Source organism: Paraburkholderia sp. PGU19 (assembly GCF_013426915.1).
Classification (GTDB): domain Bacteria; phylum Pseudomonadota; class Gammaproteobacteria; order Burkholderiales; family Burkholderiaceae; genus Paraburkholderia.
Genome location: NZ_AP023179.1, coordinates 2,443,285 through 2,468,870, shown reverse-complemented (window position 1 = coordinate 2,468,870; position 25,586 = coordinate 2,443,285). Strand labels below are relative to the sequence as shown.

The window sequence follows — 25,586 nt, the reverse complement described above, 5'->3', positions numbered from 1 at the left end:
AAATAGTACGTTCGTTTCAATTTGTCGTGTGCGCATGCATGCGCGTGAGCCGCGACGAATTGCAAGCGACTTTCGACAACCATCCGCAGGGAGATACCGGATGATCAAGCTGCACGGTTTTGCGCTGTCCAACTATTACAACAAAGTGAAGTTTGCGCTGCTCGAATTCGGCATTCCGTTCGAGGAAGTGTGCGTTCAGTCCAGCCAGGACGAGGCGATGCTCGAACACTCGCCGCTCGGCAAGGTGCCGTATATCGTGACGGAGCATGGCAGCCTGTGCGAGTCGCAGGCGATCATCGAATATCTGGCCGCGGCGTATCCCGAGAAGGCGATGTTCTCGCGCGATCCGTGGGAAGCCGCGAAGGAGCGCGAGATGATCACGTTCGTCGACGTGCATCTCGAACTGACGGCGCGCAATCTGTACAAGCAGGCGTTCTTCGGCGGCACGATCACCGACGCCACGAAAGGGCGCACCGAGAAACTGCTGATCCATCACATCCGCGGCTTCAGGCGGCTTGCGAAGTTCACGCCGTATCTGCGCGGCGAGCAGTTCAGCATCGTGGACGTGGCGGGCTTCGTGAGCCTGCCGCTGGTCGGCATGGCGACGCAGGCGGTTTACGGGCGCGATTTTCTGCTCGACGTCGGCATCGACTGGAAGCCGTACGTGAAGGCCATCAACGCGCGCCCGGCCGCGCAACGGGTGACGGACGACCGCAAGGCCTACATGGAAGCGCAAAAGAAGAAGTGAGGGCGTGGCCCGTCCGCGCGCCGCACGCGGCGTCGGACAGGCGCCTCGTTGCTTCGCGCGCGATGACGAAGAACCTGGGTTCGTTCGCAGCATCGCGCGCGCCATCTCAGAGACGCGCCAGCCGTTCGAGCGCGGTGGCGAGCGTGTCCTCTTTCTTCGCGAAGCAAAAGCGCACGACGCCCGATTCATGCGACTCGTGATAGAACGCGGACACGGGAATGGCGGCGACGCCGATCTCGCTCGTCAGCCACTGCGCGAATTCGGCTTCGGGCATGTCGCTGATGGCCGAATAGTCGACGCACTGGAAATACGTGCCCGTACACGGCAACAGCTTGAAGCGCGATTGCGCGAGACCCGCGCGGAAGAAGTCGCGCTTCTTCTGATAGAAGGCGGGCAGGTTCAGATACGGCGCCGGGTCCTGCATGTAGTGCGCGAGGCCGAGCTGCATCGGCGTGTTGACGGTGAACACGTTGAACTGGTGGACCTTGCGGAATTCCGCCGTCAGCGCGGCGGGCGCGGCCACGTAGCCGACCTTCCAGCCCGTCACGTGATACGTCTTGCCGAAGCTCGACACGACGAAGCTGCGCTGCGCGAGTTCCGGATAGCGCGCCACGCTCTCGTGCGGCGCGCCGTCGTAGACCATGTGTTCGTACACTTCGTCGGAAAGAATCAGCACATTCGTGCCGCGTACGATGTCCTCGAGCTTCTTCATGTCGTCCGCGCGCCAGACGGTGCCCGTCGGGTTGTGCGGCGTGTTGATCAGGATCATGCGCGTTTTCGGCGTGATCGCGGCCGCCAGCTTGTCGAACGGGATCGCGTAGTCGGGCGCTTCGAGCGTGACGAACACGGGCTTGCCGCCCGCCAGTTCGATCGACGGCAGATAGCTGTCGTACGTCGGCTCGACGACGATCACTTCATCGCCCGGATGGACCGCGCACAGGATCGCCGTCAGAAGCGCCTGCGTCGCGCCTGCCGTCACCGTGATTTCGGTCGTGGCGTCGTAGCGGCGTCCGTACAGGCTTGCGATCTTCTCGGAGATCGCCTGGCGCAGCGGCGCGACGCCTGCCATCGGCGGGTACTGGTTGTGGCCCTCGCGCATCGCGTTGGTCACGGCATCGACGATACGCGGATCGCAATCGAAATCCGGAAAACCCTGGCCGAGATTGACCGCGTTCTTTTCGGCGGCGAGCGCGCTCATCACGGTGAAGATCGTCGTGCCGACGCTCGGCAGACGGGACGGGAACGATGGAGGCATGGTGGTCATAGGCGTAGTCGTCAGATCGTGCGGTGCGTTCATGTCGCGGTCTGGATGCGGTCGTGGTCGTTGATGCCGTTGTGGTCAGGCGTGAAGCTCGATTGTAGGGAAAATCCGCGCGGCGGTTGGCTGCGCCGCCCGGTAGCGCGTCGCGTCCCGTTCTGCGAACTGCGCGGGCGCGCGTCAGGCCTCGACGGGCGCTTCGGCCGTCGGCGCACATTCGGCGACGAACGGCGCGGGCTGCGCGATCCGGAAACCGAAATCGCGCGCGATCCGCTTCGCGAGCTTCAGCACCGCGCGATCTTTCGAAACCAGCCAGTCCGCCCGCATCGCATAGGCGAGTTCGAGAAACTTCTGATCGTCGCGGTCCTTGCATTTGGGCAGCGGGGGTGCATTCTCGGCGGGCGCGGGCGGCTCGACAAGTGTGCACAGCCGCGCGAGCGTCGCGAGCGCGGCGGCTTTGTCGATGGCGCGCTTGACGAACTGCGGATAGTCGAGCACGTACGTCAGTTCGGCGAGGCAGCGCGCGTCGATCAGCGCGCGCAGCGCGCCGCTTTCGAGCGCGGCGAGAATGGGGCGCGTGTGCGGATCGTCGAACACGAGAATGTCGATCCACACGTTCGAATCGAGCACGACGGCGGGCGCCGCCGCGTTTCTTGCGGCAGGCGCGTTCTGTTCAGGCAAGGCAGGGGTTTCGGGCATTCGTTACAATCTGGCTTTCGTCTTTGACCGCCAGGCACGGCGTGCCTGAAAGCCTCTATGATAATCGTTCTGTCGCCGGCCAAATCGCTCGACTACGACACCCCGCCGCACGTCAAGAAGCACACGATCCCCGATTTCGTCGATGACGCCGCCGAACTGATCGGCGATCTGCGCCGCCTTTCGCCGCAAGACATCGCGTCGCTGATGGACATTTCCGATCAGCTCGCGCATCTGAATTTCCAGCGTTACGCCGACTGGTCGCCGAAATTCGACACGTCCAATGCGAAGCAAGCCGTGCTCGCGTTCAACGGCGACGTGTACGAAGGCTTCGACGCGAAATCGCTCTCCGCATCCGATCTCGACTATGCGCAGCAGCACGTGCGCGTGCTGTCGGGCCTCTACGGCCTGTTGCGTCCGCTCGATCTGCTGCAGCCATATCGGCTCGAAATGGGCACGCGCTTCGAAAACCGGCGCGGCAAGGATCTGTACGCGTTCTGGGGCGAGCGCATCACGCAGGCGCTCAACCGGCAACTGGAAAAGAAGCAGGAAGGCTCGCGCGTGCTGATCAACTGCGCATCGACGGAATATTTCAAGTCGGTCAAGCCGAAGAAGCTCGCCGCGCCCGTCATCACGCCCGTGTTCGAGGACTGGAAGGGCGGGCGATACAAGATCATCAGTTTTCACGCGAAACGCGCGCGCGGCCTGATGGCGCGCTATCTGGTGGAGAATCGCTTCGAAACGCCGGAACAACTCAAGGGCTTCGACGCCGAAGGCTACGCATTCGACGCCAATGCTTCGAACGATTCCACCTACGTCTTTCGCCGGCGCATCGCGGACTGACGCCGCGCCGAACCAGCAGGAACACCATCATGACGCTATCCATTACCAGCAATTTCGACGCAGGCGCGATCGAAGTCCTGTCCTGCGCGCAGGCCGACAACATCCGCTTGCGCGTGCGTCCGGACAGCCACGCCGACTTTGCGCAGTGGTTCTATTTCCGGCTCTCGGGCGCGCGCGGCGAGCGCTGCGTGATGACGTTCGAGAACGCCGCCGACTGCGCGTTCGCCGACGGCTGGCGCAACTATCAGGCGTGCGCGAGCTATGACCGCGTGAACTGGTTTCGTGTGCCGACCTCGTACGACGGCCGCGTGCTGACCATCGACCACACGCCCGATTTCGACCGCATCTACTACGCCTACTTCGAGCCGTATGGCGAGGAGCGTCACTCGGAATTTCTCGGCGCGGTTCAACAGATGCCGCATGCGGCGCTGACGGAACTGGGCAAGACGGTTGAAGGCCGGCCGATGTCGCTGCTCACGCTCGGCGCACCGACCTTGCTCGAAGACGGCACGCTGAAGCCGAAGAAGATCATCTGGATCATCGCGCGCCAGCATCCGGGCGAGGCGATGGCCGAGTGGTTCGTCGAAGGTCTGGTGAAGCGGCTCGCGGGTTGGGGTGACTGGTCGGGAGACCCCGTCGCGCGCAAGCTGTTCGATTACGCCGACTTCTACATCGTGCCGAACATGAACCCGGACGGCAGTGTGCACGGCAATCTGCGCACGAATGCGGCCGGCGCGAACCTGAATCGCGAATGGATGGAACCGGACGCCGCGCGCAGCCCCGAAGTGCTGCTCGTGCGTGACGCAATTCATGCGACGGGCTGCGATCTGTTCTTCGACATTCACGGCGACGAAGCGCTGCCGTATGTGTTCGTTGCGGGCTCGGAGATGCTGCCGAGCTTCACCGAGCGCCAACGCCAGGAGCAGACGGCGTTCATCGAGAATTTCAAGCGCGCGAGTCCCGATTTCCAGGACAAGTACGGTTATGAAGCGAGCAAGTATCGGCAGGATGCGCTCAAGCTCGCATCGAAGTACATCGGCAACGAGTTCGGCTGCCTGTCGCTGACGCTGGAGATGCCGTTCAAGGACAACGCCAATTTGCCCGATGAGCGCGTGGGTTGGAACGGCGAGCGCAGCGCGTCGCTCGGTGCGTCGATGCTGCAGGCGATTCTCTGGCATATGGAGACGTTTGCCTGACGCGCTGTATCGACGAATAGCAAAGGTATGTAAAAAAAGCGAGGCCACGCGTGATGCGTGGCCTCGCTTTTTTGATCGCGCGGTTTGTCTGATCCGATGTTCAGATCAGGCGTGGGCGCGACGTCAATGTGTCTTCTTCGCCGTCGATTTTTTCGCGCTCGTTTTAGCGTTCGTCTTCGCGGCGCTGCTCTTGGTCGTCACGGCCTTGCCTGACGATTTGTTCGACTTCTTGTTGCCCGACTTGTTCGTCGTGCCTTTCGACTTGCCTGAGTTCTTCTTTGAACCCTTGCCGCTGACGGCGTGCTTGCCCTTCGCCGTGTTCGAGCCCGACGACACCGTGCTTCGCGCGCGCAACGGCGGCACGGGGTCGTTCCAGCTGAACGCGAGCATCTGCGCGCCGACGTAGCCGCAGCGGAACTTGAGTTGCGCCGGATCGCCGCCGCTTTGCGGAACGCCCAGGCCTTCGACGGTCACGACACTGTCGACCTTGACCTTCTGCTTGCCTTCGTCGAATGAATCGTTCCAGGGCGTGACGGCTGCGTGCGCGCTATCGAATGAGCTGGGTGGAAACTCGACGTGATCGAAAGCCGTCGATGTGCTCGCGACGAAGTCGCCATGCGCGGCGCAATCCGCAACGAGCGGATCGGCGTGCATATCATTGATGAATTTGCTGACGAGGTCGTTGTGCTGCCCGAGTTGATCGGCGAAGGCAGGCAGCGAGCATGCGAGCGACGCGCTCGCAACCGACACCGCCAACCGGCCGACCAACCGCGGCAATCGGCGCGGTGCGTTGGTGCGATCCATCTATCTATGATCAATGCTGTGAAGACGTCAGGCACATAAGATGCCCGTCTGCAGGAAGGAGTTCAATCCTGGCACAAATATTTTGTCGTGTCGTGGTGCTCTGGCTCAACGAGCGATAGATAGGCGGATGTTGCATGCATGAGTGAACGCGCCGCACGGGCGCATTCATCTCGATGTCGTTGCAGTGCAGTTGAGAGAGATCAGGTGCGCGGGCCACCGAGGCGGTAGCGGCGCACGTCATAAGTCGTGACCCACGCGGGACGATAGACTGCGATCAATGCAGTCGACATACCTGTGAACCACGATTCACCCGACGCAAGCAGGAACACGCTAAATACATAGCCGACCGGGATCACGGACATCGAGCCGTCGGCGAGCGCGATATGCGTTGCCAACGCAACGGCCGATGCCACCGTGACCGCGATGGCGGGCGACACGAAGCCCAGGCCGAAGATGAACATGAACAGATTGCGCGGCAGCCACGCGACGCATGCACGTTGCAGGAGCGCCGATACGCCGACGGGCACGGCGCCGAACACGAGGAAGGTGAGTGCGATGCCTTGCCAGGGCGCGTCGAAGACGACGGCGGCAAGCCCTGTCACGATGGCCATCGCGATGAGCGCAAGCCCCCAGTCGAATAGCGTGACGACGAGCGTTGCACCGAGCAGGTGAATCACCGTGCCATCTTCGAGCCACGCGTTGGTCGCCCACAGCACCGATACGGCGACGATGATGGCGAGCCACACATGCTGGAGCACGGGTTCCTGCAAGCGCTTGAACGGGTTCTTCCAGAGCGCGAGCGCGAGCAAAGCCACAGCGGCGATCCAGCCACCGACAGCGACCCACAACGGAAGCGGTGTGTAGAGGAAACCCATGTCTTCATATTACTCGTTGAACAGCAAAACGTGTGAGCGGATTCCATGCCAGCGATGATTTATGTCTATTCACAGTGGATTCCTTTCGACCTTTACATCCTTTGCATCTTTACATCGCGCCGTCGTCGCGTTCCGGGCGCTTGCGCCGTGTGTCGTAGGGCGTCGTCGCTTCGGCGGCCATCGGCAGTGCGCCGGTGGTGTCGTTGGCAGGCAACGGATAGCGGAAAGTTCGCGGCTTGCGCTGGCGCAGTGGCGCGACATTGGAGGTCACGCGGGCGGGCCGCTGGATGCGATTGTGTCCGCTGCGCAGCACTTCGAGTTGCGCGGTGAGCCAGCCGTTGTAGATCGCAACGGCGGCGGCGCGGTTCGGTGCGCCCAGTTGCTGGAAGATCGTCGCCAGATGGATTTTCACGGTGCCCTCGCTGATGCCTAACGCGCGAGCAATCATTTTATTCGTATTACCCATGTGCACGCAGCGCATGATTTGTTCTTGCCGCGGCGAAAGGCCGCCGCCCAGGCGCGGCCGTTTTGGCGGCGCAACCAGTTCGAGCGGGCGCGCGTCGTTCAGTGGACGCACCAGCTTGGCGGATGGCGTAGGTGCGTCGAACGAAAGTGCGCCCGCAGGGATGTAGTGGACGCCCAGCAGAACCATTTCCAGCGCGCGCACGATCACGCGTGGATCGGTGGAGCGTGGAATCACGCCGAGTACGCCTTTCTCGACGAACGCGCGCACATGGGCGGGCGAGATGTCGTCGACCAGCACGGCGACGGGCAGGCCAGGATGGTTGGCGAGCAACGTGCGGGCGTCGAGGGCGACATCCAGTCCTCCCAGTCGATCAGCAGCAGATCCGGTTGCAGGCGGCGCAGCGTGCGCTCGACCTGCGGCCAGTCCTGTGCTTCGCCGAACCGTGCCTGCCGGTCGATTTGCCGTAAGAGTGTCTTGAGTCCTTCCCTGCGTTCGGCGTCCGAGTTGAAAACTGAAAATCGCATGCATTGCCTCCTGGTCGATCGGTCGTGGTGGCGCGATGCACGCAACGATTTTGTCGTCGCGCAGCGATGCACCATCGTGTCGATGATGACAAATTCCCAGTCGCGTGGCGGCCTGTCCAGGTGGCATAGGACGAGTGCCATGAAAAAAGCCCCGCACGCAGCGGGGCTTGATTCGATGCAGAGAAAACTCTGAAGTGATCAGTGGAAATGTGGCTGAGCGGGCTCGGCATCTTCCGGCATTTCGGCGTGAACGATCTCGCCGAGCGGATCCGCATAAAGTGGGACGCCGCAGTCGTCACAATATTCCGGCTCGAAGCGGCCAGCGTGACGGCGGATATCGGTGATGCCCGTTTCTTTCAGCAATGCGACGATGTCTTCCAGCGGACCTTCGGCCGACATCGCCTCTTGCGGTTCTTCGTCGATACCCGGGTCGCCGTTCTCGCGGCCGTACAGAGGCCACACGACGCCATAGATCACGTCGTTGCTGCCACGGCGCGTGAAGCCGATCCGGTATTCGTCGATGCGGCGCTCGCCGAAGCCTGCGACGACGGCGCGCAGTTCGTCGGGCGTCGTGCCGATCGTGTCGAACAGATAGCGCACTGCGGTGCGAACGGTGTGCGGGCGCACGCGCTCGTCGGCGTCGCGGCAGGCCGAATAGTAGGCGTCCGGCAACAGGCATTCGAACTCGCAGCCGGGCAGCACGACGGCCAGATTGGCGCCGCCTTGCGTTGCCCATTGCTCGAGGCATTGGCCGCGCTCGATGCGCGAGCCGCCTTCTTCTTCCTGCCAGCGGAACACGGGCGCGCCGACGGGCGCTGCGACGACGGCCAGCACGAAACGCGGATCGGCCAGAATGGGCGACGTTTCCGGCAGTTCGCCAAAGTTGATTTTCGCGTTGCCGCCACCGACGGCCGCCTGCGCCAGCTGCTGCGCGAGCCGCCAGGTTTCGACGTGGTGACGCGGCAACTGGTCGATGCTATACATAAAGGGCGCCATCGCGACGCGCGTGTCGGCTGCCAGCACGTGCGCCTGCAGATGGGCGCGCAGTGCGTCGGCCGCGTCGCCTTTGAGCGTGCCCGACGGAATGGCGTAGCGCGTCCAGGCCAGCACGGGCGCGGCGATCAGCAACGCTTCGTACTGGACACCATCGTGCTCGACGATCAGCGACTCGCTATGCGTTTCGGCCATGTCGGCAAGGGCGCCGTAAGCGTCCGGATGATTCTGCTGCAAATGGTCGAGCGCGGCGTCGAGCGTCGTCTGGTTGCCGTTGCGGACTATTTTCGCGAGCAGTGCGTCGAGCTTGGATTCCCAGAAGCGATCTTCGGTGCGGCTGCCCGACGCGAAGAGCGCGAGCGACAGACCGACCAGCTTGTCGGCATCGGGAGGGAGACGTTTGGCGATTCGCGAGCGCATAAATCCGGAGGTTGTGTGCAGAGAACCATATATTCTAGTCGTTTCTTCGTCGACATATTATCGACACGCACTGCTGGCAGCGAATCGCCCGCAATGTGGGCCTGTCAGTTTGTGAGGGGTTGGCTCGTGGTGGCTGTCCGCCTGTGTCTTTTGTTGCGTTCGCGGCTTTCGCCTGAGCTTTCCTATACTCGTTCTGCAGACGTTTCGGTGTCTGTTTGGCGTTCGTTCAGATCAGCGTGGGATCGTGTCGGGGGTGGTGCATGGTGAAGTCGGACCAACTGATCGAGCGGCTGGCTGCCGTGTTCGCGTTGCTGCTGCTGGTCGGCGGCTCGCTGCTGGTGCTGGCGCCGTTCACGACCGCGCTGCTGTGGGGCGCGATTCTCAGCTATAGCTCGTGGGGCTTGTACTGCAAGCTGTCGCAGACTCTGGGCGGGCGGCGCAAGTGGGCGGCGACGCTGATCGTGCTCATCATTCTGGTCGTCGTGCTGGGCCCGTTCGTGTACGCGGGATTCGCACTGGGCGCGCATACCAAGGACATCACTGCGTTCGTGCAAAGGCTGACGGATTCGGGTCTGCCCGATCTGCCCGATTGGGTCGCGCGGATTCCGCTCGTCGGTTCGAGCATCGAATCCTTCTGGGAGCGTGTGACCAGCAGCAATTCCGAAATGGTTGCGCAACTGCGCGTGCTGGCCGCGCCGGCGGGCAAGTGGGTTCTCGCGGCGGCGCTTGCCGTCACACATGGGCTGGGATTGCTCGCACTCAGCATCATTCTTACGTTCTTCTTTTATACGGGTGGCGAGGGCGCGGCGGCATGGCTCAATGCGGGCATGCGGCGTATCGCCGGCGAGCGCGCCGACTATCTGCTGGCGTTGGCGGGCAGCACGGTGAAGGGCGTGGTGTACGGCATCCTCGGGACGGCGCTGGTGCAGGGCGTATTGGCTGGCTTTGGCTGCTGGATCGCGGGCGTGCCGACGCCGGCGTTGCTTGGGCTCGCGACGTTCTTTCTATCAGTGATTCCCGGCGGCCCTGTCGTGGTGTGGCTGCCCGCCGCAATCTGGCTGTATCACGGCGGCGCAACGGGATGGGCGATCTTTCTCGTGGTGTGGGGCGTGGTAGTGGTGGGCATGTCCGATAACGTCGTCAAGCCTATCCTGATCGGCAAGAGCAGCGACATGCCGCTGATCCTCGTGATGCTCGGCATTCTTGGCGGTGCGTTCGCGTTTGGCTTCCTCGGCGTGTTCATTGGGCCGACGCTTCTCGCTGTGGCTTATACGGTGCTGCACGACTGGACGATCGGTTCGCCCGATGCCCGCGAGCTGGCCGCGAAGGCGGGCGGAAAACCGGCAGATCCTGTGCCGCGAGTAGAGAAGGCACGGGAGGAATGACTGTTCTACCCGCTTTCAAAAAAACTTTGGGTCACACCCTTGTCACGGGGCGCGGGATGGCCTAAGATTCGCGTCCTCGTTGAGCGGCAGGCAGTTGGATGCGACGCAACGGGGCCGCGGCAGAAACGGCGCGGTCGTGAAGTCAGCAGGGTTTTTCAGGCGATGCTAAAAAAACCGGTTGACGAAACGAAAAAGGTTCTTCATAATCTCGTTTCTCTGCTGCTGACGCAGCAACGCGGTGAAAGCAAGGCGCTTCCCGCGGATGTTCTTTAACAATCAACAGCCGATAAGTGTGGGTGCTCGATGGCGAGCGCGCGGTGATCTTCGGGTCACTGATAGCGAAAGTAATCGAGTCTCACACGGAAGTAATTGAGGAAGGTTCGAGAAATCGAAACTTTCGTCAGTGATTTTGAGTGAGCGACCGGGTTCGAAAGAGCCCGAAAAACAGTAACAGGTTTGAACTGAAGAGTTTGATCCTGGCTCAGATTGAACGCTGGCGGCATGCCTTACACATGCAAGTCGAACGGCAGCACGGGAGCAATCCTGGTGGCGAGTGGCGAACGGGTGAGTAATACATCGGAACGTGTCCTGGAGTGGGGGATAGCCCGGCGAAAGCCGGATTAATACCGCATACGCTCTGTGGAGGAAAGCGGGGGATCTTCGGACCTCGCGCTCAAGGGGCGGCCGATGGCAGATTAGCTAGTTGGTGGGGTAAAGGCCTACCAAGGCGACGATCTGTAGCTGGTCTGAGAGGACGACCAGCCACACTGGGACTGAGACACGGCCCAGACTCCTACGGGAGGCAGCAGTGGGGAATTTTGGACAATGGGGGCAACCCTGATCCAGCAATGCCGCGTGTGTGAAGAAGGCCTTCGGGTTGTAAAGCACTTTTGTCCGGAAAGAAAACCGCTTCTCTAATACAGAGGCGGGATGACGGTACCGGAAGAATAAGCACCGGCTAACTACGTGCCAGCAGCCGCGGTAATACGTAGGGTGCAAGCGTTAATCGGAATTACTGGGCGTAAAGCGTGCGCAGGCGGTTCGCTAAGACCGATGTGAAATCCCCGGGCTTAACCTGGGAACTGCATTGGTGACTGGCGGGCTAGAGTATGGCAGAGGGGGGTAGAATTCCACGTGTAGCAGTGAAATGCGTAGAGATGTGGAGGAATACCGATGGCGAAGGCAGCCCCCTGGGCCAATACTGACGCTCATGCACGAAAGCGTGGGGAGCAAACAGGATTAGATACCCTGGTAGTCCACGCCCTAAACGATGTCAACTAGTTGTCGGGTCTTCATTGACTTGGTAACGAAGCTAACGCGTGAAGTTGACCGCCTGGGGAGTACGGTCGCAAGATTAAAACTCAAAGGAATTGACGGGGACCCGCACAAGCGGTGGATGATGTGGATTAATTCGATGCAACGCGAAAAACCTTACCTACCCTTGACATGTACGGAATCCTGCTGAGAGGTGGGAGTGCCCGAAAGGGAGCCGTAACACAGGTGCTGCATGGCTGTCGTCAGCTCGTGTCGTGAGATGTTGGGTTAAGTCCCGCAACGAGCGCAACCCTTGTCCCTAGTTGCTACGCAAGAGCACTCTAGGGAGACTGCCGGTGACAAACCGGAGGAAGGTGGGGATGACGTCAAGTCCTCATGGCCCTTATGGGTAGGGCTTCACACGTCATACAATGGTCGGAACAGAGGGTTGCCAAGCCGCGAGGTGGAGCCAATCCCAGAAAACCGATCGTAGTCCGGATCGCAGTCTGCAACTCGACTGCGTGAAGCTGGAATCGCTAGTAATCGCGGATCAGCATGCCGCGGTGAATACGTTCCCGGGTCTTGTACACACCGCCCGTCACACCATGGGAGTGGGTTTTACCAGAAGTGGCTAGTCTAACCGCAAGGAGGACGGTCACCACGGTAGGATTCATGACTGGGGTGAAGTCGTAACAAGGTAGCCGTATCGGAAGGTGCGGCTGGATCACCTCCTTTCCAGAGCTTCGCGCTTAGAAGTTGAGCGCTCACACTTGTCGGCTGTTAATTGAAGACAGGCTCAGGGGTCTGTAGCTCAGTCGGTTAGAGCACCGTCTTGATAAGGCGGGGGTCGATGGTTCGAATCCATCCAGACCCACCAGCGTCTTGTCTGCGGTGGCTGTTCGCAAACCCCCCTGTGTACTGTGTGACTGGGGGATTAGCTCAGCTGGGAGAGCACCTGCTTTGCAAGCAGGGGGTCGTCGGTTCGATCCCGTCATCCTCCACCAATTCCCAATGCCTAGCGTTCAGTGTGAACCGAGTGCTATGCATTGGCGATTGAGCCAGTCAGCGAATGATGTAAGGCATAGCGCTTTATATCGGCTGTCGTTCTTTAACAATCAGGAAGAAGTAGTAAAGAGATTCACGAAAGCGTGCTTAGAGATGGGCGCGTGAGTAGGTGAATCAGGGTTGTGATTGTATCAATGTATTTTTTGAGTTCATCGAAAGACGAACCTGGAATACGGCACAACGCGAATACTCAACCTGTAGCGGTTGTTATCCAGTGAGCAATTACTGCGAGACACACCCGTTATAGGGTCAAGCGAACAAGTGCATGTGGTGGATGCCTTGGCGATCACAGGCGATGAAGGACGCGGTAGCCTGCGAAAAGCGGTGGGGAGCTGGCAAACGAGCTTTGATCCACCGATATCCGAATGGGGAAACCCGGCCCGTATGGGTCATCCATGGCTGAATACATAGGCCATGCGAAGCGAACGCGGTGAACTGAAACATCTAAGTAACCGCAGGAACAGAAATCAACCGAGATTCCCAAAGTAGTGGCGAGCGAAATGGGACCAGCCTGTACTCTTTATCTTCGTTGTTAGCCAAACGCTCTGGAAAGTGCGGCCATAGTGGGTGATAGCCCCGTAGGCGAAAACAGCGAGGAAGAACTAGGTGTACGACAAGTAGGGCGGGACACGTGAAATCCTGTCTGAAGATGGGGGACCATCCTCCAAGGCTAAATACTCGTGATCGACCGATAGTGAACCAGTACCGTGAGGGAAAGGCGAAAAGAACCCCGGGAGGGGAGTGAAACAGATCCTGAAACCGCATGCATACAAACAGTCGGAGCCTCGCAAGGGGTGACGGCGTACCTTTTGTATAATGGGTCAGCGACTTACATTCAGTGGCGAGCTTAACCGATTAGGGCAGGCGTAGCGAAAGCGAGTCCGAACAGGGCGATTCAGTCGCTGGGTGTAGACCCGAAACCAGGTGATCTATCCATGGCCAGGATGAAGGTGCGGTAACACGTACTGGAGGTCCGAACCCACTAACGTTGAAAAGTTAGGGGATGAGCTGTGGATAGGGGTGAAAGGCTAAACAAACCTGGAAATAGCTGGTTCTCTCCGAAAACTATTTAGGTAGTGCCTCGTGTATCACCTTCGGGGTAGAGCACTGTCATGGTTGAAGGGTCCATTGCGGATTACTTCGCCATAGCAAACTCCGAATACCGAAGAGTGCAATCACGGGAGACAGACATCGGGTGCTAACGTCCGGTGTCAAGAGGGAAACAACCCAGACCGCCAGCTAAGGTCCCCAAATATGACTAAGTGGGAAACGAAGTGGGAAGGCTAAAACAGTCAGGAGGTTGGCTTAGAAGCAGCCACCCTTTAAAGAAAGCGTAATAGCTCACTGATCGAGTCGTCCTGCGCGGAAGATGTAACGGGGCTAAGTCATATACCGAAGCTGCGGATGCGTGCTTGCACGCATGGTAGGAGAGCGTTCCGTAAGCCTGCGAAGGTGCGTTGAAAAGCGTGCTGGAGGTATCGGAAGTGCGAATGCTGACATGAGTAGCGATAAAGGGGGTGAAAGGCCCCCTCGCCGTAAGCCCAAGGTTTCCTACGCAACGTTCATCGGCGTAGGGTGAGTCGGCCCCTAAGGCGAGGCAGAAATGCGTAGCTGATGGGAAGCAGGTCAATATTCCTGCACCAGTGTGAAATGCGATGGGGGGACGGATCGCGGAAGGTTGTCCGGGTGTTGGAAGTCCCGGTCGCTGCGTTGGAGAAGGTGCTCTGGCAAATCCGGGCACGGAATTCAAGGGCGTGGCGCGAGCTCTCTAGGGGGCGAAGCAATCGGAAGGGGTTCCAGGAAAAGCCTCTAAGCTTCAGTTTCACATTGACCGTACCGCAAACCGACACAGGTGGGCGAGATGAGTATTCTAAGGCGCTTGAGAGAACTCGGGAGAAGGAACTCGGCAAATTGGTACCGTAACTTCGGGATAAGGTACGCCCCTGTAGCTTGAGCCCCTGCGGGGTGAGGGTGAAGGGGTTGCAATAAACTGGTGGCTGCGACTGTTTAATAAAAACACAGCACTCTGCAAACACGAAAGTGGACGTATAGGGTGTGACGCCTGCCCGGTGCCGGAAGATTAAATGATGGGGTGCAAGCTCTTGATTGAAGTCCCGGTAAACGGCGGCCGTAACTATAACGGTCCTAAGGTAGCGAAATTCCTTGTCGGGTAAGTTCCGACCTGCACGAATGGCGTAACGATGGCCACACTGTCTCCTCCCGAGACTCAGCGAAGTTGAAGTGTTTGTGATGATGCAATCTCCCCGCGGCTAGACGGAAAGACCCCATGAACCTTTACTGTAGCTTTGCATTGGACTTTGAACCGATCTGTGTAGGATAGGTGGGAGGCTATGAAGCGTGAACGCCAGTTTGCGTGGAGCCGTCCTTGAAATACCACCCTGGTTTGTTTGAGGTTCTAACCTTGGCCCGTGATCCGGGTCGGGGACAGTGCATGGTGGGCAGTTTGACTGGGGCGGTCTCCTCCCAAAGTGTAACGGAGGAGTACGAAGGTACGCTAGGTACGGTCGGAAATCGTGCTGATAGTGCAATGGCATAAGCGTGCTTAACTGCGAGACCGACAAGTCGAGCAGGTGCGAAAGCAGGTCATAGTGATCCGGTGGTTCTGTATGGAAGGGCCATCGCTCAACGGATAAAAGGTACTCTGGGGATAACAGGCTGATACCGCCCAAGAGTTCATATCGACGGCGGTGTTTGGCACCTCGATGTCGGCTCATCTCATCCTGGGGCTGTAGCCGGTCCCAAGGGTATGGCTGTTCGCCATTTAAAGAGGTACGTGAGCTGGGTTTAAAACGTCGTGAGACAGTTTGGTCCCTATCTGCCGTGGGCGCTGGATATTTGAAGGGGGCTGCTCCTAGTACGAGAGGACCGGAGTGGACGAACCTCTGGTGTACCGGTTGTCACGCCAGTGGCATCGCCGGGTAGCTATGTTCGGAAGAGATAACCGCTGAAAGCATCTAAGCGGGAAACTCGCCTTGAGATGAGATATCCCCGGGGCTTCGAGCCCCTTGAAGGGTCGTTCAAGACCAGGACGTTGATAGGTCAGGTGTGGAAGCGCAGTAATGCGTTAAGCTAACTGATACTAATTGCCCGTAAGGCTTGATCCTATAACAGGTGTGTCTTACCCCGAGAGGGTGAGCAGGACGCACAGGTTGAGATCAGTGTTGTGCCTGAAACAACACAACCCATCCCCTCTTTACGCTTCTTCCAGATTGGCTGTGGCGCCAGGTTCACTAAAACCCGTGCGACGCAGCAACCCGTCATGCCTGATGACCATAGCGAGTCGGTACCACCCCTTCCCATCCCGAACAGGACCGTGAAACGACTCCACGCCGATGATAGTGCGGATTGCCCGTGTGAAAGTAGGTAATCGTCAGGCTCCTTATACAAACCAAGACCCCGCCCTCAAAAGCGGGGTCTTGGCGTTTGTAGCGCACGTTTTTAACGTCGTGCCGAGACACCACGACAGCGGTGGCCGGGCCGCAATGGCCGACCTCGCGCGATATCCCCTCAGTTCCCTCTTGCCAAGCATGCGCTGACGCAGGCGTCTCATTCGCGTAGCTTCGCACCAGTGCACCTCTGACCGCATGGGCATTTGATTGACGATCTATGCCCAGCACATCAAATCCCTTCCATTTTTCTCCTTTGATCATATTGATCAGCATCGTCGTTCTGTCAATCTGCGCTAAAACCAAACCGACAAAACATCTGACGAAACGTCTTAACTACCACCAAACCAGCCTCTTAAGTCTTAAGAAACCCCGAACCCTTCCCAAAAAGGGCGTCATTCCCGTGCCAATTTCCGTGTAGGATACTGTACATATATACAGGTATGTTCCTACGCCGATGTCATCCGCAGCCACGCGTGCCGAAGAGATTCACCCATCGCTATGGCGAGCCTCGCAGCTCGCACGCGGCGGGCGGCGCACGCTTGATACCGGCTATCCCGCGCTGTCTACCGAGTTGCCCGGCGGAGGCTGGCCCATCGGTGCGCTGGTCGACTTGCTGGTTCAGGTGCCGGGTGTCGGTGAGATGCGCCTGCTGCGGCCTGCATTGAGTTCACTGGGCGATCGTCCCATCGCGCTGGTACAGCCGCCGCATATTCCAGACGGTCTGGGCCTCGATTACATCGGGCTCTCGCTCGACAGGCTGCTGCAGGTCAAAGCACCCAAAAGCTCCGACGCCTTCTGGTCCGCCGAGCAGATTCTGCGCGCCGGCACCTGCGGCGCGCTCATCTTGTGGGCGCAGCATGCGCAGGCGTCATCGCTGCGTCGTCTGCATCTGGCCGCGCAGTCTTCCGAGACGCTCTTCATCATGGTCCGGCCGCTCGCCTCGGCTCAGGATTCATCGCCGGCTTTATTGCGGCTGGCGTTACGACCTTCGGCCGACGGTCTGATGGTCGACATCGTGAAACGACGAGGCCCAACACGCGCAGAGCCTCTGTCGATTCCTCTTCAACCCACCCCCGTTCTGTTTTCCCGTCATGCGCGTCTTTCTCGCCGTCCACTTGCCGAAGTTGCCGCTCGAAGTCTTTCGACCGAGGTGGTTGCCTGAGCCCGGGCACGGCAGCGTGGTGCTGGAGAAAGACAAGGTCGCGATCGCCGACAGCGCGGCCCGCGCAGCGGGCGTGCGGCTCGGGATGAAGCGCGGTGGCGTGTTGACGCTGTCGCCGGAAACGATGCTGTACGAGCGCGACATCGCACGCGAGAACGCCACGCAACGCGAAGTGGGCATCGCGCTGATGAAGTTTTCGCCCGATGTCGCGCTGCTCGACGAAGCGACGGTGCTCGTCGAAGTCGGCGGGAGCTTGCGGCTTTTCGGCGGCCTGTTGGCGTTGTGCCGTCAGGCGAAGGCGATTCTCGGCGCGCTCGGTCTGACGGCGCGCATCAGCGCCGCGCCGACCGGGCAGGGCGCATGGCTGCTGGCGAAACACGGCAACCGGCGCGTGCTGCAACTCGCCTCGCTCGAACGCGTGCTCGAGCCGCTGCCGATGCTTGCCGTGCCGGAAATCCGTCCGTTTGCCGACTGGTTCAGCGGTCTTGGCTGCGAATCGATTGCAGACGTCCGCCGTTTGCCGCGCGCCGGCCTGCAGCGACGCTGTGGCGAGCATCTGCTGGATTCACTCGACCGCGCGTTCGGCACCGCGCCGGAACTGTTCGACTGGCTCGAACTGCCGCCCACGTTCAGCGCGCGCCTCGAATTGCCCGATCGTCTGGAGCATGCGGACGGTGCAGTGTTTGCCGCGCATCGGCTGATCGTGCAGTTGTGCGGCTGGCTATGCGCGAAGCAACTGGCCGTGACGGCGATCACGCTGTCGTTCGAGCATGAGCGCGGCCGCGAAGCCATGGCACCGACGTCGATCGATATCGCCTTGGGCGAGGCCGCGTGGCGCGAAGATCATCTGCTGCGCCTCGTGAAGGAGCGGTTGCATCGCCTCACGCTAGAGGCGCCCGCCATCGTGTTGGGGCTCGATGCATCGAGGGTCGACGCTGCCGCGCCCGCCACCGATCAACTTTTCCCGCAGCCGGGCGGCTCACCTGCGGATCACGCGCGGCTGATCGAACTGCTGATCGCGCGTAACGGCGACGAGAACGTGCTGCGTCCCGCGCCGACGGCCGATTACCGGCCTGAAGTCGCGAACCGCTGGGTGTCGATCAACCATGTGGAAAAGAAAATGCAGTTGCCCAAAGGCTTGCCGCGTCCGACATGGATGCTGGCGACGCCCGTGCGTCTGCTCATGCGCCAGCATCGGCCGTTTTATGGCTCACCGTTGAAGATGGTATCGCCGGGTGAGCGGATCGAAGCGGGCTGGTTCGACGGCGCGCTCGTCACGCGTGACTATTTCGTGATGCAAGGCGAAGACCGTAGCTGCTATTGGGTTTATTACGAGCGCGTCAGCAGCCGCGATGTCGAAGAGGAGCCGCGCTGGTTCCTGCACGGCCTGTTCGGATGACGCGCGATGGATACGACCTTCAACGCGTTGCCGGCCTACGCCGAGCTGTTCTGTTTCTCGAACTTCACGTTTTTGCATGGTGCGTCGCATGCGGAAGAACTCGCCGGGCGCGCGTTTCAGCTCGGCTATTCAGGACTCGCCGTCACCGACGAATGTTCGCTTGCGGGCGTCGTGCGGGCGCATGTGGCGGCGAAGGAAGTGGGTTTGCCGCTCGTGATCGGCTCGTACTTCCAGTTGTGCAACGCCGATGGCACGCCCGCGTTCGGCCTGATCCTGCTCGCGCAGAATCGCGAGGGCTACGGCAACTTGTCGGAACTGATCACACTCGCGCGCACGCGCGCGCCGAAGGGCGAATATCGCCTCACGCCGCACGACTTGTCGCGGCCCGATCGCGAGCACGCGCATCTGCGCGGCATGCCCGATTGTCTCGCGATCCTCGTGCCGGATTTTCCTGCGAATGAAGAGGTGCTCGATGCGCAGATCGAATGGCTCGACGAGACGTTTCCCGGCCGCGCATGGGCCGGGCTCGTGCTGCATCAGCGCGCGATGGACGACATTCATCGCGGCGCGCTCGAATATGTCGCGGAGAAGCAGAACGTGCCCGTCGTCGCATTGGGTCACGTCGTGATGCATGTGCGCTCGCGCAAGCCATTGCAGGACACGATGACGGCGATCCGCGTCGGCAGGCCGGTGCATGAATGCGGCTACGAACTCGCGCCGAACGCCGAACAGCATTTGCGCTCCCGCTTGCGCATCGCGAATCTGTATCCCGAACATACGATACGCGAGACCATCAGCGTGCTGTCGCGCTGCGCGTTTTCTCTCGACGAGCTTCGCTATGAATATCCCGACGAGCTCGTGCCGGAAGGCTACACGCCGACTGCGTATCTGCGCCAGGAAACCTACATCGGCGCGCAGTACCGCTTTCCCTCGGGCATTCCGTTCAACGTGCAGGAGCAGATCGAGCACGAACTCGCGCTGATCGCCGACCTCGGCTATGAGCCGTACTTTCTGACCGTCTATGACATCGTGCGTTATGCGCGCAGCCAGCACATTCTGTGTCAGGGGCGCGGGTCGGCGGCCAACTCGGCGGTGTGCTATTGCCTCGGCGTCACCGAGGTCGATCCGGCGCGCGGCAACATGTTGTTCGAGCGCTTCATCTCGAAGGAGCGCGGCGAGCCGCCCGATATCGACGTCGACTTCGAGCATCAGCGTCGGGAAGAAGTGATCCAGTACATCTATCGCAAGTACGGGCGCGACCGCGCGGCGATCGCGGCGGCCGTGTCGACGTACCGGCCGCGCGGCGCGTTGCGCGAAACGGGCAAGGCGCTCGGCATCGATCCGCAGATCGTCGATACCGTCGCGAAGTCGCATCAATGGTTCGACACGAGCCACGACCTGCTCAAGCGCTTCGAAGAGTCGGGACTCGATCCGGAAAAGCCGCTGATTCAGGCGTGGGCGCGGCTCGCGTCGCAACTGCTCAACTTTCCGCGCCATCTGTCGCAGCATTCGGGCGGCTTCGTGATCAGCCGCGGCAAGCTCACGCGGCTCGTGCCCGTCGAGAATGCGGCGATGGCCGATCGCTCGGTGATCGAGTGGGACAAGGACGATCTCGAATCGCTCGGCTTGCTGAAGGTCGACGTGCTCGCGCTCGGCATGCTGTCGGCGATACGGCGCACGCTGGATCTCGTGTCGGACCGCATTGGCGAGCGCTTCGAGATGCAACACATTCCGCCCGAAGACAAAGCGACCTACGACATGATCTCGAACGCCGATACCGTCGGCGTGTTCCAGATCGAATCGCGCGCGCAGATGAGCATGCTGCCTCGTTTGCGTCCAGAGACGTTTTACGACCTGGTGATCGAAGTGGCGATCGTGCGGCCAGGGCCGATTCAAGGCGGCGCAGTGCATCCGTATTTGCGGCGTCGGCAGAAGCTCGAACCTGTCAGCTATCCGAGCGAGCAACTGAAAGTCGCGCTCGAACGCACGCTCGGCGTGCCGATCTTCCAGGAGCAGGTGATGCAGGTCGCGATTCTCGCGGCGGGTTTCACGCCGGGCGAGGCGGATCAGTTGCGTCGCGCGATGGCCGCATGGAAGCGCAAGGGCGGCCTCGAAAAATACTACGACCGCATCGTCAACGGCATGCGTGAGCGCGGCTACGAGCAGAGTTTTGCCGAGGCGATTTTCGAGCAGATCAAAGGCTTCGGTGAATATGGCTTTCCGGAGAGCCACGCGGCGAGTTTCGCGCTATTGGTCTACGCGAGCAGCTGGCTGAAATGCCACGAGCCCGAGGCGTTTCTCGCCGCGATGCTCAACAGTCAGCCGATGGGCTTCTATTCGCCATCGCAACTCGTGCAGGACGCGCGACGGCACGGCGTAATCGCGTTGCCCGTCGATGTGACGACCAGCGGCTGGGACTCGTCGCTCGAAGCGGTGGAGGGCAGCGCGCGTCCCGCCGTTCGCCTCGGCCTGTCGCTGCTGCGCGGCATGAAAGACGGCGCAGCCGAGCGTATCGAAAACGCGCGCGCGGTGCGGCCATTCAAAAGCGTTCACGATCTCGCGCGCCGGGCGCAACTCAACCGGCGCGATCTGCACGTGCTCGCCGATGCGAACGCGTTGTCGTCGCTGGCAGGCAACCGGCGCGAAGCGTTGTGGCATTCGGTGGACGCCGTGCCCGACAAGGACATGCTGTCGGTGGCCGCCGTTCAGGACGATACGCCCGAACTCGGCGCACCGTCGGAGGCGCAGGACATCGTTGCGGATTACCGCTCGGTGGGACTGACGCTCGGCCGTCATCCGCTGGAGTTGCTGCGGCCCGCGTTGCTGGAGCAGCGCCTGATGCCCGCGTCGACGCTGCGCAGCTATCGCAATGGCAGGCTCGCGCGCGGCTGCGGCATCGTCACCGTGCGGCAGCGGCCGGGCACGGCCAAGGGCGTGCTGTTCGTGACGATCGAGGACGAGACGGGCAACGTCAACGTGATCATCTGGCCGAGCTTGCTGGAAAGACAAAGGAAAGAAGCGCTCGGTGCATCGCTGCTCGCCGTGTACGGCACGTGGCAATGCGAAGGCGAAGTGCGGCACCTGGTGGCGCAACGGCTCGTCGATATGTCGCATCTGCTGGGCGGCTTGCAATCGATGAGCCGCGACTTCCACTGACTTTCTACAGCGCTTTATGCGCGGCTAACCGCGCCACGGAAATTGCGCGAGCACTTCGCGAATCGCCGTATCGAACGGCGTACGCCGGCCGATGCCGAGCGTTTCGAGCCGCGTCGAATCGAGATGACAGTTGTGCGGGCGCGGCGTCGCGTCCGTCGGCGTGTGCTGCGGTGTCAGTTGCGCGTCGATCTGCAACGCGCTGGCCAGACGCTGCGCGATGTCGTACTTCGTCATCGGCTCGTCGCCGGACCACTGCACCGTGCCGCACACCGCTTCGTCGCGCGCGTGCCACTCCAGCAACTGACGCACGACGACGGCCACGTCGGGCGTATACGTCGGATAGCGGATCGCCCACGCGTCCATCACGGCGGCTTTCACTTCGGACGAAGCCGTGCGTGACGACGCGGCAATCGCGGGTACGAGACTCGTGACAGCCGACTCCTTCCAGTCGACGATCGGTCCAAACAGCAGCGGCAAGCGCAGCACGCAACCGAGATCGGTGGATTCGGCGAGCGCCTGCTCGCCCTCCAGTTTGCTGCGGCCGTAGGCATTGATCGGCGACGGCGCCGCATCATAGCGATAGGGCGGTTGCGTGCCGTCGAACACGTAGTCGGTGGAAATGGACAGCACCCACGCGCCGTGCCGCCGCGCCGCCGATGCGATCGCGCGCACGGCATCCACGTTCAGCGCACGCGCGAGCGCCGGATCGTGCTCGCACACGTCCGGACGCCGCTCGGCTGCCGCGATGACGATCGCGTCCGGCCTTTTGCGATCGACGAACTGCGCGACGGCGTCGGTGTCGCGAATGTCGAGCGTGACGCTTTGCCCGAAAGGACGGCTGAAGGTCGTCTGCACGAGCTGCCAGTCCTGCTGCTGCGTCAGTTCACCGACGATCGCGCGTCCCAGCAAACCCGATGCGCCAATAACGGCCACCTTGAACATGCGCGTGTTCCCCGCTCAGTTGCCGCCGACGCCGACGACCGTGTAGCCGGCTTCGTCGATGGCGGCCTTCAGCGTGTCGACGGACGCGCCCGACTGGACGGCGACTTTGCCCGCCGGCAGGTCGACCCGAACCTGCGCGCCGGCGTCCTGTTCCTGGATGGCGCGCGTGACGGCCGCGACGCAATGCTGGCAGCTCATGCCTTCTACCTTGAATTCGATGCTCATGCCTTTCCTCTAGCTGGTAAGTCCTGCAATGGTTGAATTATGCCTGTCGACCGGCAACTAGATGATTGACCTTCCCACTGTGGGAAGGTCAAGAATCATGCAACATATCGTGAAGGCAGAGTGGGGTACGAGCGATGAACATTGGTGAAGCGGCCCGTGCGTCGGGCGTGACGGCGAAAATGATCCGCTATTACGAGAGCGTCGGATTGCTCGCGGCGAAGGAACGCACGCAGGCGGGATATCGGGTTTACGGGACGCAGGAAGTCCATTCGCTGCGCTTTATCCGTCAGGCGCGGCGCCTGGGGTTTCTGGTTGAGGATATTCGTAAGCTGCTTGCACTGTGGAACGACCGGTCGCGTGCGAGCGCGGAGGTGAAGTCGATTGCATTGGAGCATGTTGCCGAACTGAACCGCCGTATCGCCGAACTGACGGAGATGCGCGACACGCTCACGCATCTTGCCGACCATTGCCACGGCGACGACCGTCCGGATTGCCCGATTATCGAAAGCCTTGCTGCCGTGGATTCGACGTCGGCTGCGCCGCATTGTCACGGGCATTGAAAAACAGTGACGCTGCGTTGTGAGCAATCCCTGTCTGCGCACCAATATGGTGCTAAAACGGTGCATTGATCGAGCGATCTTTCGACGAATCTCAAAAAATTAGGTGAAAATCAACGGTTTGACTGTGAAAATAACATGCACCATTCCAAAACGGAATGCACGTCATTCGTGCAATTCACTGGCAAGGTTGCACCAGAAGGCTATAATCCGGGTTAACCCTTCTACGGGAAATCCCTGATGCCCAATTCACCGGGGATTCTTAACTGATCCTTGGAGTTCATCATGTTTGCATTTGTAATCGAAAAGCTGAGCAACTGGTTTGAAACTGCTGAACGTAGCCGTCGTGAGGCTTACCTCGCAGAATCGTCGGATATCGTCCAGCTCGAACAGCGTATCCGCGCGCTCGAAACCAGCGGCTACTCGCTGTAAGTCGTTCGCCCCGGCTCGCGCGGCAGTGATGCGCCGCGAGCCCCGGTTGGAAGATCAAGCCCCGTCATGCGGGGCTTTGTCACATCTGGAGCCGTGGATTGCGCTACGCTGATCGTCGGCGACTAGCTCAAATGCCTGTGCCGCGGTAAGGTATGATGTTTTCGCGATAACCGGCATTCCTACAAACATTCCGGGGCGCCCATGTTTTCAGACCACCCGATTTATCTGCTGCGATCCGCAGCGGCTGTCGTGCTGCTGGGGGCAGTATCGACGGCATTTGCCGCTTCGTCGACGAGCCGGCCGCCGCTGGTTCTCGACACGCAAGCCGGCATCAGCGACGGCCAGGGCGGCACTATCCTGACAACGGGGCCGCTGTCGCATAGCCGCATCGTCGAGGCACAACCGATTGCTGCGCCCGAGGAACTCGCGCCCAACGGGGCGCCGCCTTACATCGTGGCGCCGTATATTCAGGTGCCGGGCGCCTCGCAGGCTCCCTATCCCAATCCGCCGACGCCGCAGCCGCATCCGCGATACGTGCCGCATTCGCAATAGTTCAGCCTGGCGCCGCGACTCGCTCCATTCGGGTTTCGGCGCATGGCGCGCACGACATCCTCAGACGACAATCGCTGCGCGATCATCGCTCGGGGTGTGCATTTCACGCATCCCGCGCAGCGAGACGAACAATTCGAACAGAACAGGAGACAACGAATGCGCGACCTCTGGTTTAGTCGTGCCGCAAGCGCGTGCGGGGCGCTGCTGGCACTCGCGGCGCACCCTGCCATCGCGAAGGAAACACCTGAAAAGCCGACGCTCACAATGGCTGTCGGCGGCTTGCCCGGTCTTTACTATCTCCCTGTGCTGACGGCCTCTCGACTGGGCTTCTTCAAGGACGAAGGACTGGACGTGACGCTCGAGGATTTCGCGGGCGGATCGAAGGCGCTCGAAGCGGTGGTGGGCGGCAGTGCGGACGTCGGCGCGGGCGCCTACGAGCACACGATCTTCATGGCGGCGAAAGGGCAGCACTACCGCGAGTTCGTACTGATGGGGCGCGCCCCGCAGATCGCCGTCGCGGTGACGAAAAGCAAGGCCGACACGCTGAAGTCGCTGGCTGATTTTAAAGGCGCGAAGGTGGGGGTGAGCGCGCCGGGTTCGTCGACCGATCTCGTGCTGACCGTCGCGTTGCGCAAGGCCGGCGTGCAACGTAGCGATATCTCGGTGATTGGCGTAGGCAGCGGCGCGACCGTGATTTCCGCGGTGAGCAACGGACAGGTCGACGCGCTGTCGAATGTCGACCCGATGATGACGAAGCTGCAACGCTCGGGCGATATCAAGGTGCTGGTCGACACGCGCACCGTGAAGGGCACGCAGGAAGTGTTCGGCGGGACGATGCCGGCGGCGACGCTCTACGCATCGGACAGCTTCATACAGAAGAATCCGAAGACGATACAGGCGTTGGCGAATGCAATCGTACGCGCGGATCGCTGGCTTCAGACGGCAAGCGATGACGACATCGTGAAGATGGTGCCGCCAGCCTATCTGCTCAACGACAAGGCGCTGTACATCGATGCGTTCCACAACGTCCGTGAAGCCTATTCGCCCGATGGCCTGATGCCCGCCGACGGACCGCCCACGGCATTGCGCGCGCTCGCTTCATTCGATACGCGGCTCGACGCGTCGAAGGTCGATCTGAAGGCGACCTATACCAACGACTTCGCTCGCAAGGCGGCCGAGCAGATCAAGTAGCCGCACGCTCGTTGGGCCGGCCCAACGGGCCGC

18 protein-coding genes, 2 tRNA genes, 3 rRNA genes and 1 pseudogene are annotated in these 25,586 nt (G+C 60.9%); 16 read left to right on the top strand and 8 right to left on the bottom strand.

Going from position 1 to position 25,586, the window contains the following annotated elements:
• Window positions 1-100: 100 nt before the first annotated feature.
• Window positions 101-748 carry a glutathione S-transferase gene (locus H1204_RS11270; protein ID WP_180728372.1) on the top strand — a complete coding sequence of 216 codons (648 nt, stop codon included), beginning with the start codon at window positions 101-103 and terminating at the stop codon, window positions 746-748.
• 106 nt (window positions 749-854) lie between these two features.
• Here H1204_RS11270 and H1204_RS11265 read toward each other — a convergent pair whose 3' ends face one another.
• Together H1204_RS11265 and H1204_RS11260 are read right to left on the bottom strand one after the other, a co-directional pair.
• Complete coding sequence (locus H1204_RS11265) at window positions 855-2,045, bottom strand: pyridoxal phosphate-dependent aminotransferase (RefSeq protein ID WP_180728371.1); 1,191 nt, start codon at window positions 2,043-2,045, stop codon at window positions 855-857.
• Between the two features lie 141 nt (window positions 2,046-2,186).
• Window positions 2,187-2,705, bottom strand: coding sequence for a putative toxin-antitoxin system toxin component, PIN family (locus H1204_RS11260; RefSeq protein ID WP_180728370.1), 519 nt, complete (start codon window positions 2,703-2,705; stop codon window positions 2,187-2,189).
• 57 nt (window positions 2,706-2,762) lie between these two features.
• On the opposite strand from H1204_RS11260, the gene yaaA reads away from it, so the two are divergent.
• Both yaaA and H1204_RS11250 read left to right on the top strand, forming a co-directional pair.
• Window positions 2,763-3,545, top strand: a complete 783-nt coding sequence (yaaA, locus tag H1204_RS11255; protein WP_180728369.1) for a peroxide stress protein YaaA — start codon at window positions 2,763-2,765, stop codon at window positions 3,543-3,545.
• Window positions 3,546-3,574: 29 nt separating this feature from the next.
• Window positions 3,575-4,741, top strand: coding sequence for a carboxypeptidase family protein (locus H1204_RS11250; protein ID WP_180728368.1), 1,167 nt, complete (start codon window positions 3,575-3,577; stop codon window positions 4,739-4,741).
• 123 nt (window positions 4,742-4,864) lie between these two features.
• Here H1204_RS11250 and H1204_RS11245 read toward each other — a convergent pair whose 3' ends face one another.
• The 4 genes and pseudogenes from H1204_RS11245 to H1204_RS11230 all read right to left on the bottom strand — a co-directional run bounded on the left by H1204_RS11245 (window position 4,865) and on the right by H1204_RS11230 (window position 8,823).
• A complete protein-coding gene (locus H1204_RS11245) occupies window positions 4,865-5,545 on the bottom strand; it encodes a hypothetical protein (RefSeq protein WP_180728367.1) in 681 nt (226 codons plus the stop codon).
• Between the two features lie 200 nt (window positions 5,546-5,745).
• Window positions 5,746-6,420, bottom strand: a complete 675-nt coding sequence (locus H1204_RS11240) for an energy-coupling factor ABC transporter permease (RefSeq protein ID WP_180728366.1) — start codon at window positions 6,418-6,420, stop codon at window positions 5,746-5,748.
• A gap of 109 nt (window positions 6,421-6,529) precedes the next feature.
• Window positions 6,530-7,410 (bottom strand): annotated as a pseudogene (locus tag H1204_RS11235) (response regulator transcription factor).
• 198 nt (window positions 7,411-7,608) lie between these two features.
• Window positions 7,609-8,823 (bottom strand): DUF2863 family protein, encoded by a 1,215-nt coding sequence (locus H1204_RS11230; RefSeq protein ID WP_180728365.1) that lies wholly within the window; start codon window positions 8,821-8,823, stop codon window positions 7,609-7,611.
• 260 nt (window positions 8,824-9,083) lie between these two features.
• On the opposite strand from H1204_RS11230, the gene H1204_RS11225 reads away from it, so the two are divergent.
• The 9 genes from H1204_RS11225 to H1204_RS11185 all read left to right on the top strand — a co-directional run bounded on the left by H1204_RS11225 (window position 9,084) and on the right by H1204_RS11185 (window position 21,654).
• Window positions 9,084-10,208 (top strand): AI-2E family transporter, encoded by a 1,125-nt coding sequence (locus H1204_RS11225; RefSeq protein ID WP_180728364.1) that lies wholly within the window; start codon window positions 9,084-9,086, stop codon window positions 10,206-10,208.
• 458 nt (window positions 10,209-10,666) lie between these two features.
• Window positions 10,667-12,197: ribosomal RNA gene (locus H1204_RS11220) — 16S ribosomal RNA — on the top strand.
• A gap of 65 nt (window positions 12,198-12,262) precedes the next feature.
• Window positions 12,263-12,339, top strand: a tRNA-Ile gene (locus H1204_RS11215).
• Between the two features lie 51 nt (window positions 12,340-12,390).
• Window positions 12,391-12,466 (top strand) — tRNA-Ala (locus tag H1204_RS11210).
• Between the two features lie 308 nt (window positions 12,467-12,774).
• Window positions 12,775-15,652 (top strand): 23S ribosomal RNA (locus tag H1204_RS11205).
• A gap of 158 nt (window positions 15,653-15,810) precedes the next feature.
• A 5S ribosomal RNA gene (gene rrf / locus H1204_RS11200) occupies window positions 15,811-15,924 on the top strand.
• Together the 16S, 23S and 5S rRNA genes with 2 tRNA genes alongside form the textbook arrangement of a ribosomal RNA operon.
• Window positions 15,925-16,391: 467 nt before the next feature.
• Window positions 16,392-17,099, top strand: a complete 708-nt coding sequence (imuA, locus tag H1204_RS11195) for a translesion DNA synthesis-associated protein ImuA (protein ID WP_007590380.1) — start codon at window positions 16,392-16,394, stop codon at window positions 17,097-17,099.
• The gene (locus H1204_RS11190) at window positions 17,029-18,498 is read left to right on the top strand and encodes a DNA polymerase Y family protein (RefSeq protein ID WP_243468478.1); all 1,470 of its coding nucleotides are present in this window, start codon (window positions 17,029-17,031) and stop codon (window positions 18,496-18,498) included. The genes imuA and H1204_RS11190 overlap by 71 nt, the downstream gene beginning before the upstream one ends.
• Before the next feature lie 6 nt (window positions 18,499-18,504).
• Entirely contained in the window at window positions 18,505-21,654 is a 3,150-nt protein-coding gene (locus H1204_RS11185) for an error-prone DNA polymerase (protein ID WP_180728363.1), read from the top strand.
• A 24-nt stretch (window positions 21,655-21,678) separates the two neighbouring features.
• Here the strand turns inward: H1204_RS11185 and H1204_RS11180 are convergent, their stop codons facing one another.
• Window positions 21,679-22,596: an SDR family oxidoreductase gene (locus H1204_RS11180; RefSeq protein WP_180728362.1), complete on the bottom strand. Its 918-nt coding sequence runs from the start codon at window positions 22,594-22,596 to the stop codon at window positions 21,679-21,681.
• 15 nt (window positions 22,597-22,611) lie between these two features.
• A complete protein-coding gene (locus H1204_RS11175; protein ID WP_180728361.1) occupies window positions 22,612-22,821 on the bottom strand; it encodes a heavy-metal-associated domain-containing protein in 210 nt (69 codons plus the stop codon).
• Between the two features lie 134 nt (window positions 22,822-22,955).
• On the opposite strand from H1204_RS11175, the gene cueR reads away from it, so the two are divergent.
• From cueR to H1204_RS11155, 4 genes are all read left to right on the top strand, one after another.
• Window positions 22,956-23,381: a Cu(I)-responsive transcriptional regulator gene (cueR, locus tag H1204_RS11170; protein ID WP_180728360.1), complete on the top strand. Its 426-nt coding sequence runs from the start codon at window positions 22,956-22,958 to the stop codon at window positions 23,379-23,381.
• A gap of 282 nt (window positions 23,382-23,663) precedes the next feature.
• A complete protein-coding gene (locus tag H1204_RS11165) occupies window positions 23,664-23,810 on the top strand; it encodes a DUF3563 family protein (protein WP_131242579.1) in 147 nt (48 codons plus the stop codon).
• A 201-nt stretch (window positions 23,811-24,011) separates the two neighbouring features.
• Window positions 24,012-24,362 carry a hypothetical protein gene (locus tag H1204_RS11160; RefSeq protein ID WP_180728359.1) on the top strand — a complete coding sequence of 117 codons (351 nt, stop codon included), beginning with the start codon at window positions 24,012-24,014 and terminating at the stop codon, window positions 24,360-24,362.
• A gap of 156 nt (window positions 24,363-24,518) precedes the next feature.
• A complete protein-coding gene (locus H1204_RS11155) occupies window positions 24,519-25,553 on the top strand; it encodes an ABC transporter substrate-binding protein (RefSeq protein ID WP_180728358.1) in 1,035 nt (344 codons plus the stop codon).
• The last annotated feature ends 33 nt before the right edge of the window (window positions 25,554-25,586 follow it).

Coding starts and splice junctions, on each gene's coding strand:
- H1204_RS11180 (WP_180728362.1), bottom strand. CDS start 22,596: ATGTTCAAGGTGGCCGTTATTGGCGCATCGGGTTTGCTGGGACGCGCG.
- yaaA (WP_180728369.1), top strand. CDS start 2,763: ATGATAATCGTTCTGTCGCCGGCCAAATCGCTCGACTACGACACCCCG.
- H1204_RS11160 (WP_180728359.1), top strand. CDS start 24,012: ATGTTTTCAGACCACCCGATTTATCTGCTGCGATCCGCAGCGGCTGTC.
- H1204_RS11260 (WP_180728370.1), bottom strand. CDS start 2,705: ATGCCCGAAACCCCTGCCTTGCCTGAACAGAACGCGCCTGCCGCAAGA.
- H1204_RS11270 (WP_180728372.1), top strand. CDS start 101: ATGATCAAGCTGCACGGTTTTGCGCTGTCCAACTATTACAACAAAGTG.
- H1204_RS11190 (WP_243468478.1), top strand. CDS start 17,029: ATGCGCGTCTTTCTCGCCGTCCACTTGCCGAAGTTGCCGCTCGAAGTC.
- H1204_RS11230 (WP_180728365.1), bottom strand. CDS start 8,823: ATGCGCTCGCGAATCGCCAAACGTCTCCCTCCCGATGCCGACAAGCTG.
- imuA (WP_007590380.1), top strand. CDS start 16,392: ATGTCATCCGCAGCCACGCGTGCCGAAGAGATTCACCCATCGCTATGG.
- H1204_RS11185 (WP_180728363.1), top strand. CDS start 18,505: ATGGATACGACCTTCAACGCGTTGCCGGCCTACGCCGAGCTGTTCTGT.
- H1204_RS11175 (WP_180728361.1), bottom strand. CDS start 22,821: ATGAGCATCGAATTCAAGGTAGAAGGCATGAGCTGCCAGCATTGCGTC.
- cueR (WP_180728360.1), top strand. CDS start 22,956: ATGAACATTGGTGAAGCGGCCCGTGCGTCGGGCGTGACGGCGAAAATG.
- H1204_RS11240 (WP_180728366.1), bottom strand. CDS start 6,420: ATGGGTTTCCTCTACACACCGCTTCCGTTGTGGGTCGCTGTCGGTGGC.
- H1204_RS11250 (WP_180728368.1), top strand. CDS start 3,575: ATGACGCTATCCATTACCAGCAATTTCGACGCAGGCGCGATCGAAGTC.
- H1204_RS11155 (WP_180728358.1), top strand. CDS start 24,519: ATGCGCGACCTCTGGTTTAGTCGTGCCGCAAGCGCGTGCGGGGCGCTG.
- H1204_RS11165 (WP_131242579.1), top strand. CDS start 23,664: ATGTTTGCATTTGTAATCGAAAAGCTGAGCAACTGGTTTGAAACTGCT.
- H1204_RS11245 (WP_180728367.1), bottom strand. CDS start 5,545: ATGGATCGCACCAACGCACCGCGCCGATTGCCGCGGTTGGTCGGCCGG.
- H1204_RS11225 (WP_180728364.1), top strand. CDS start 9,084: ATGGTGAAGTCGGACCAACTGATCGAGCGGCTGGCTGCCGTGTTCGCG.
- H1204_RS11265 (WP_180728371.1), bottom strand. CDS start 2,045: ATGAACGCACCGCACGATCTGACGACTACGCCTATGACCACCATGCCT.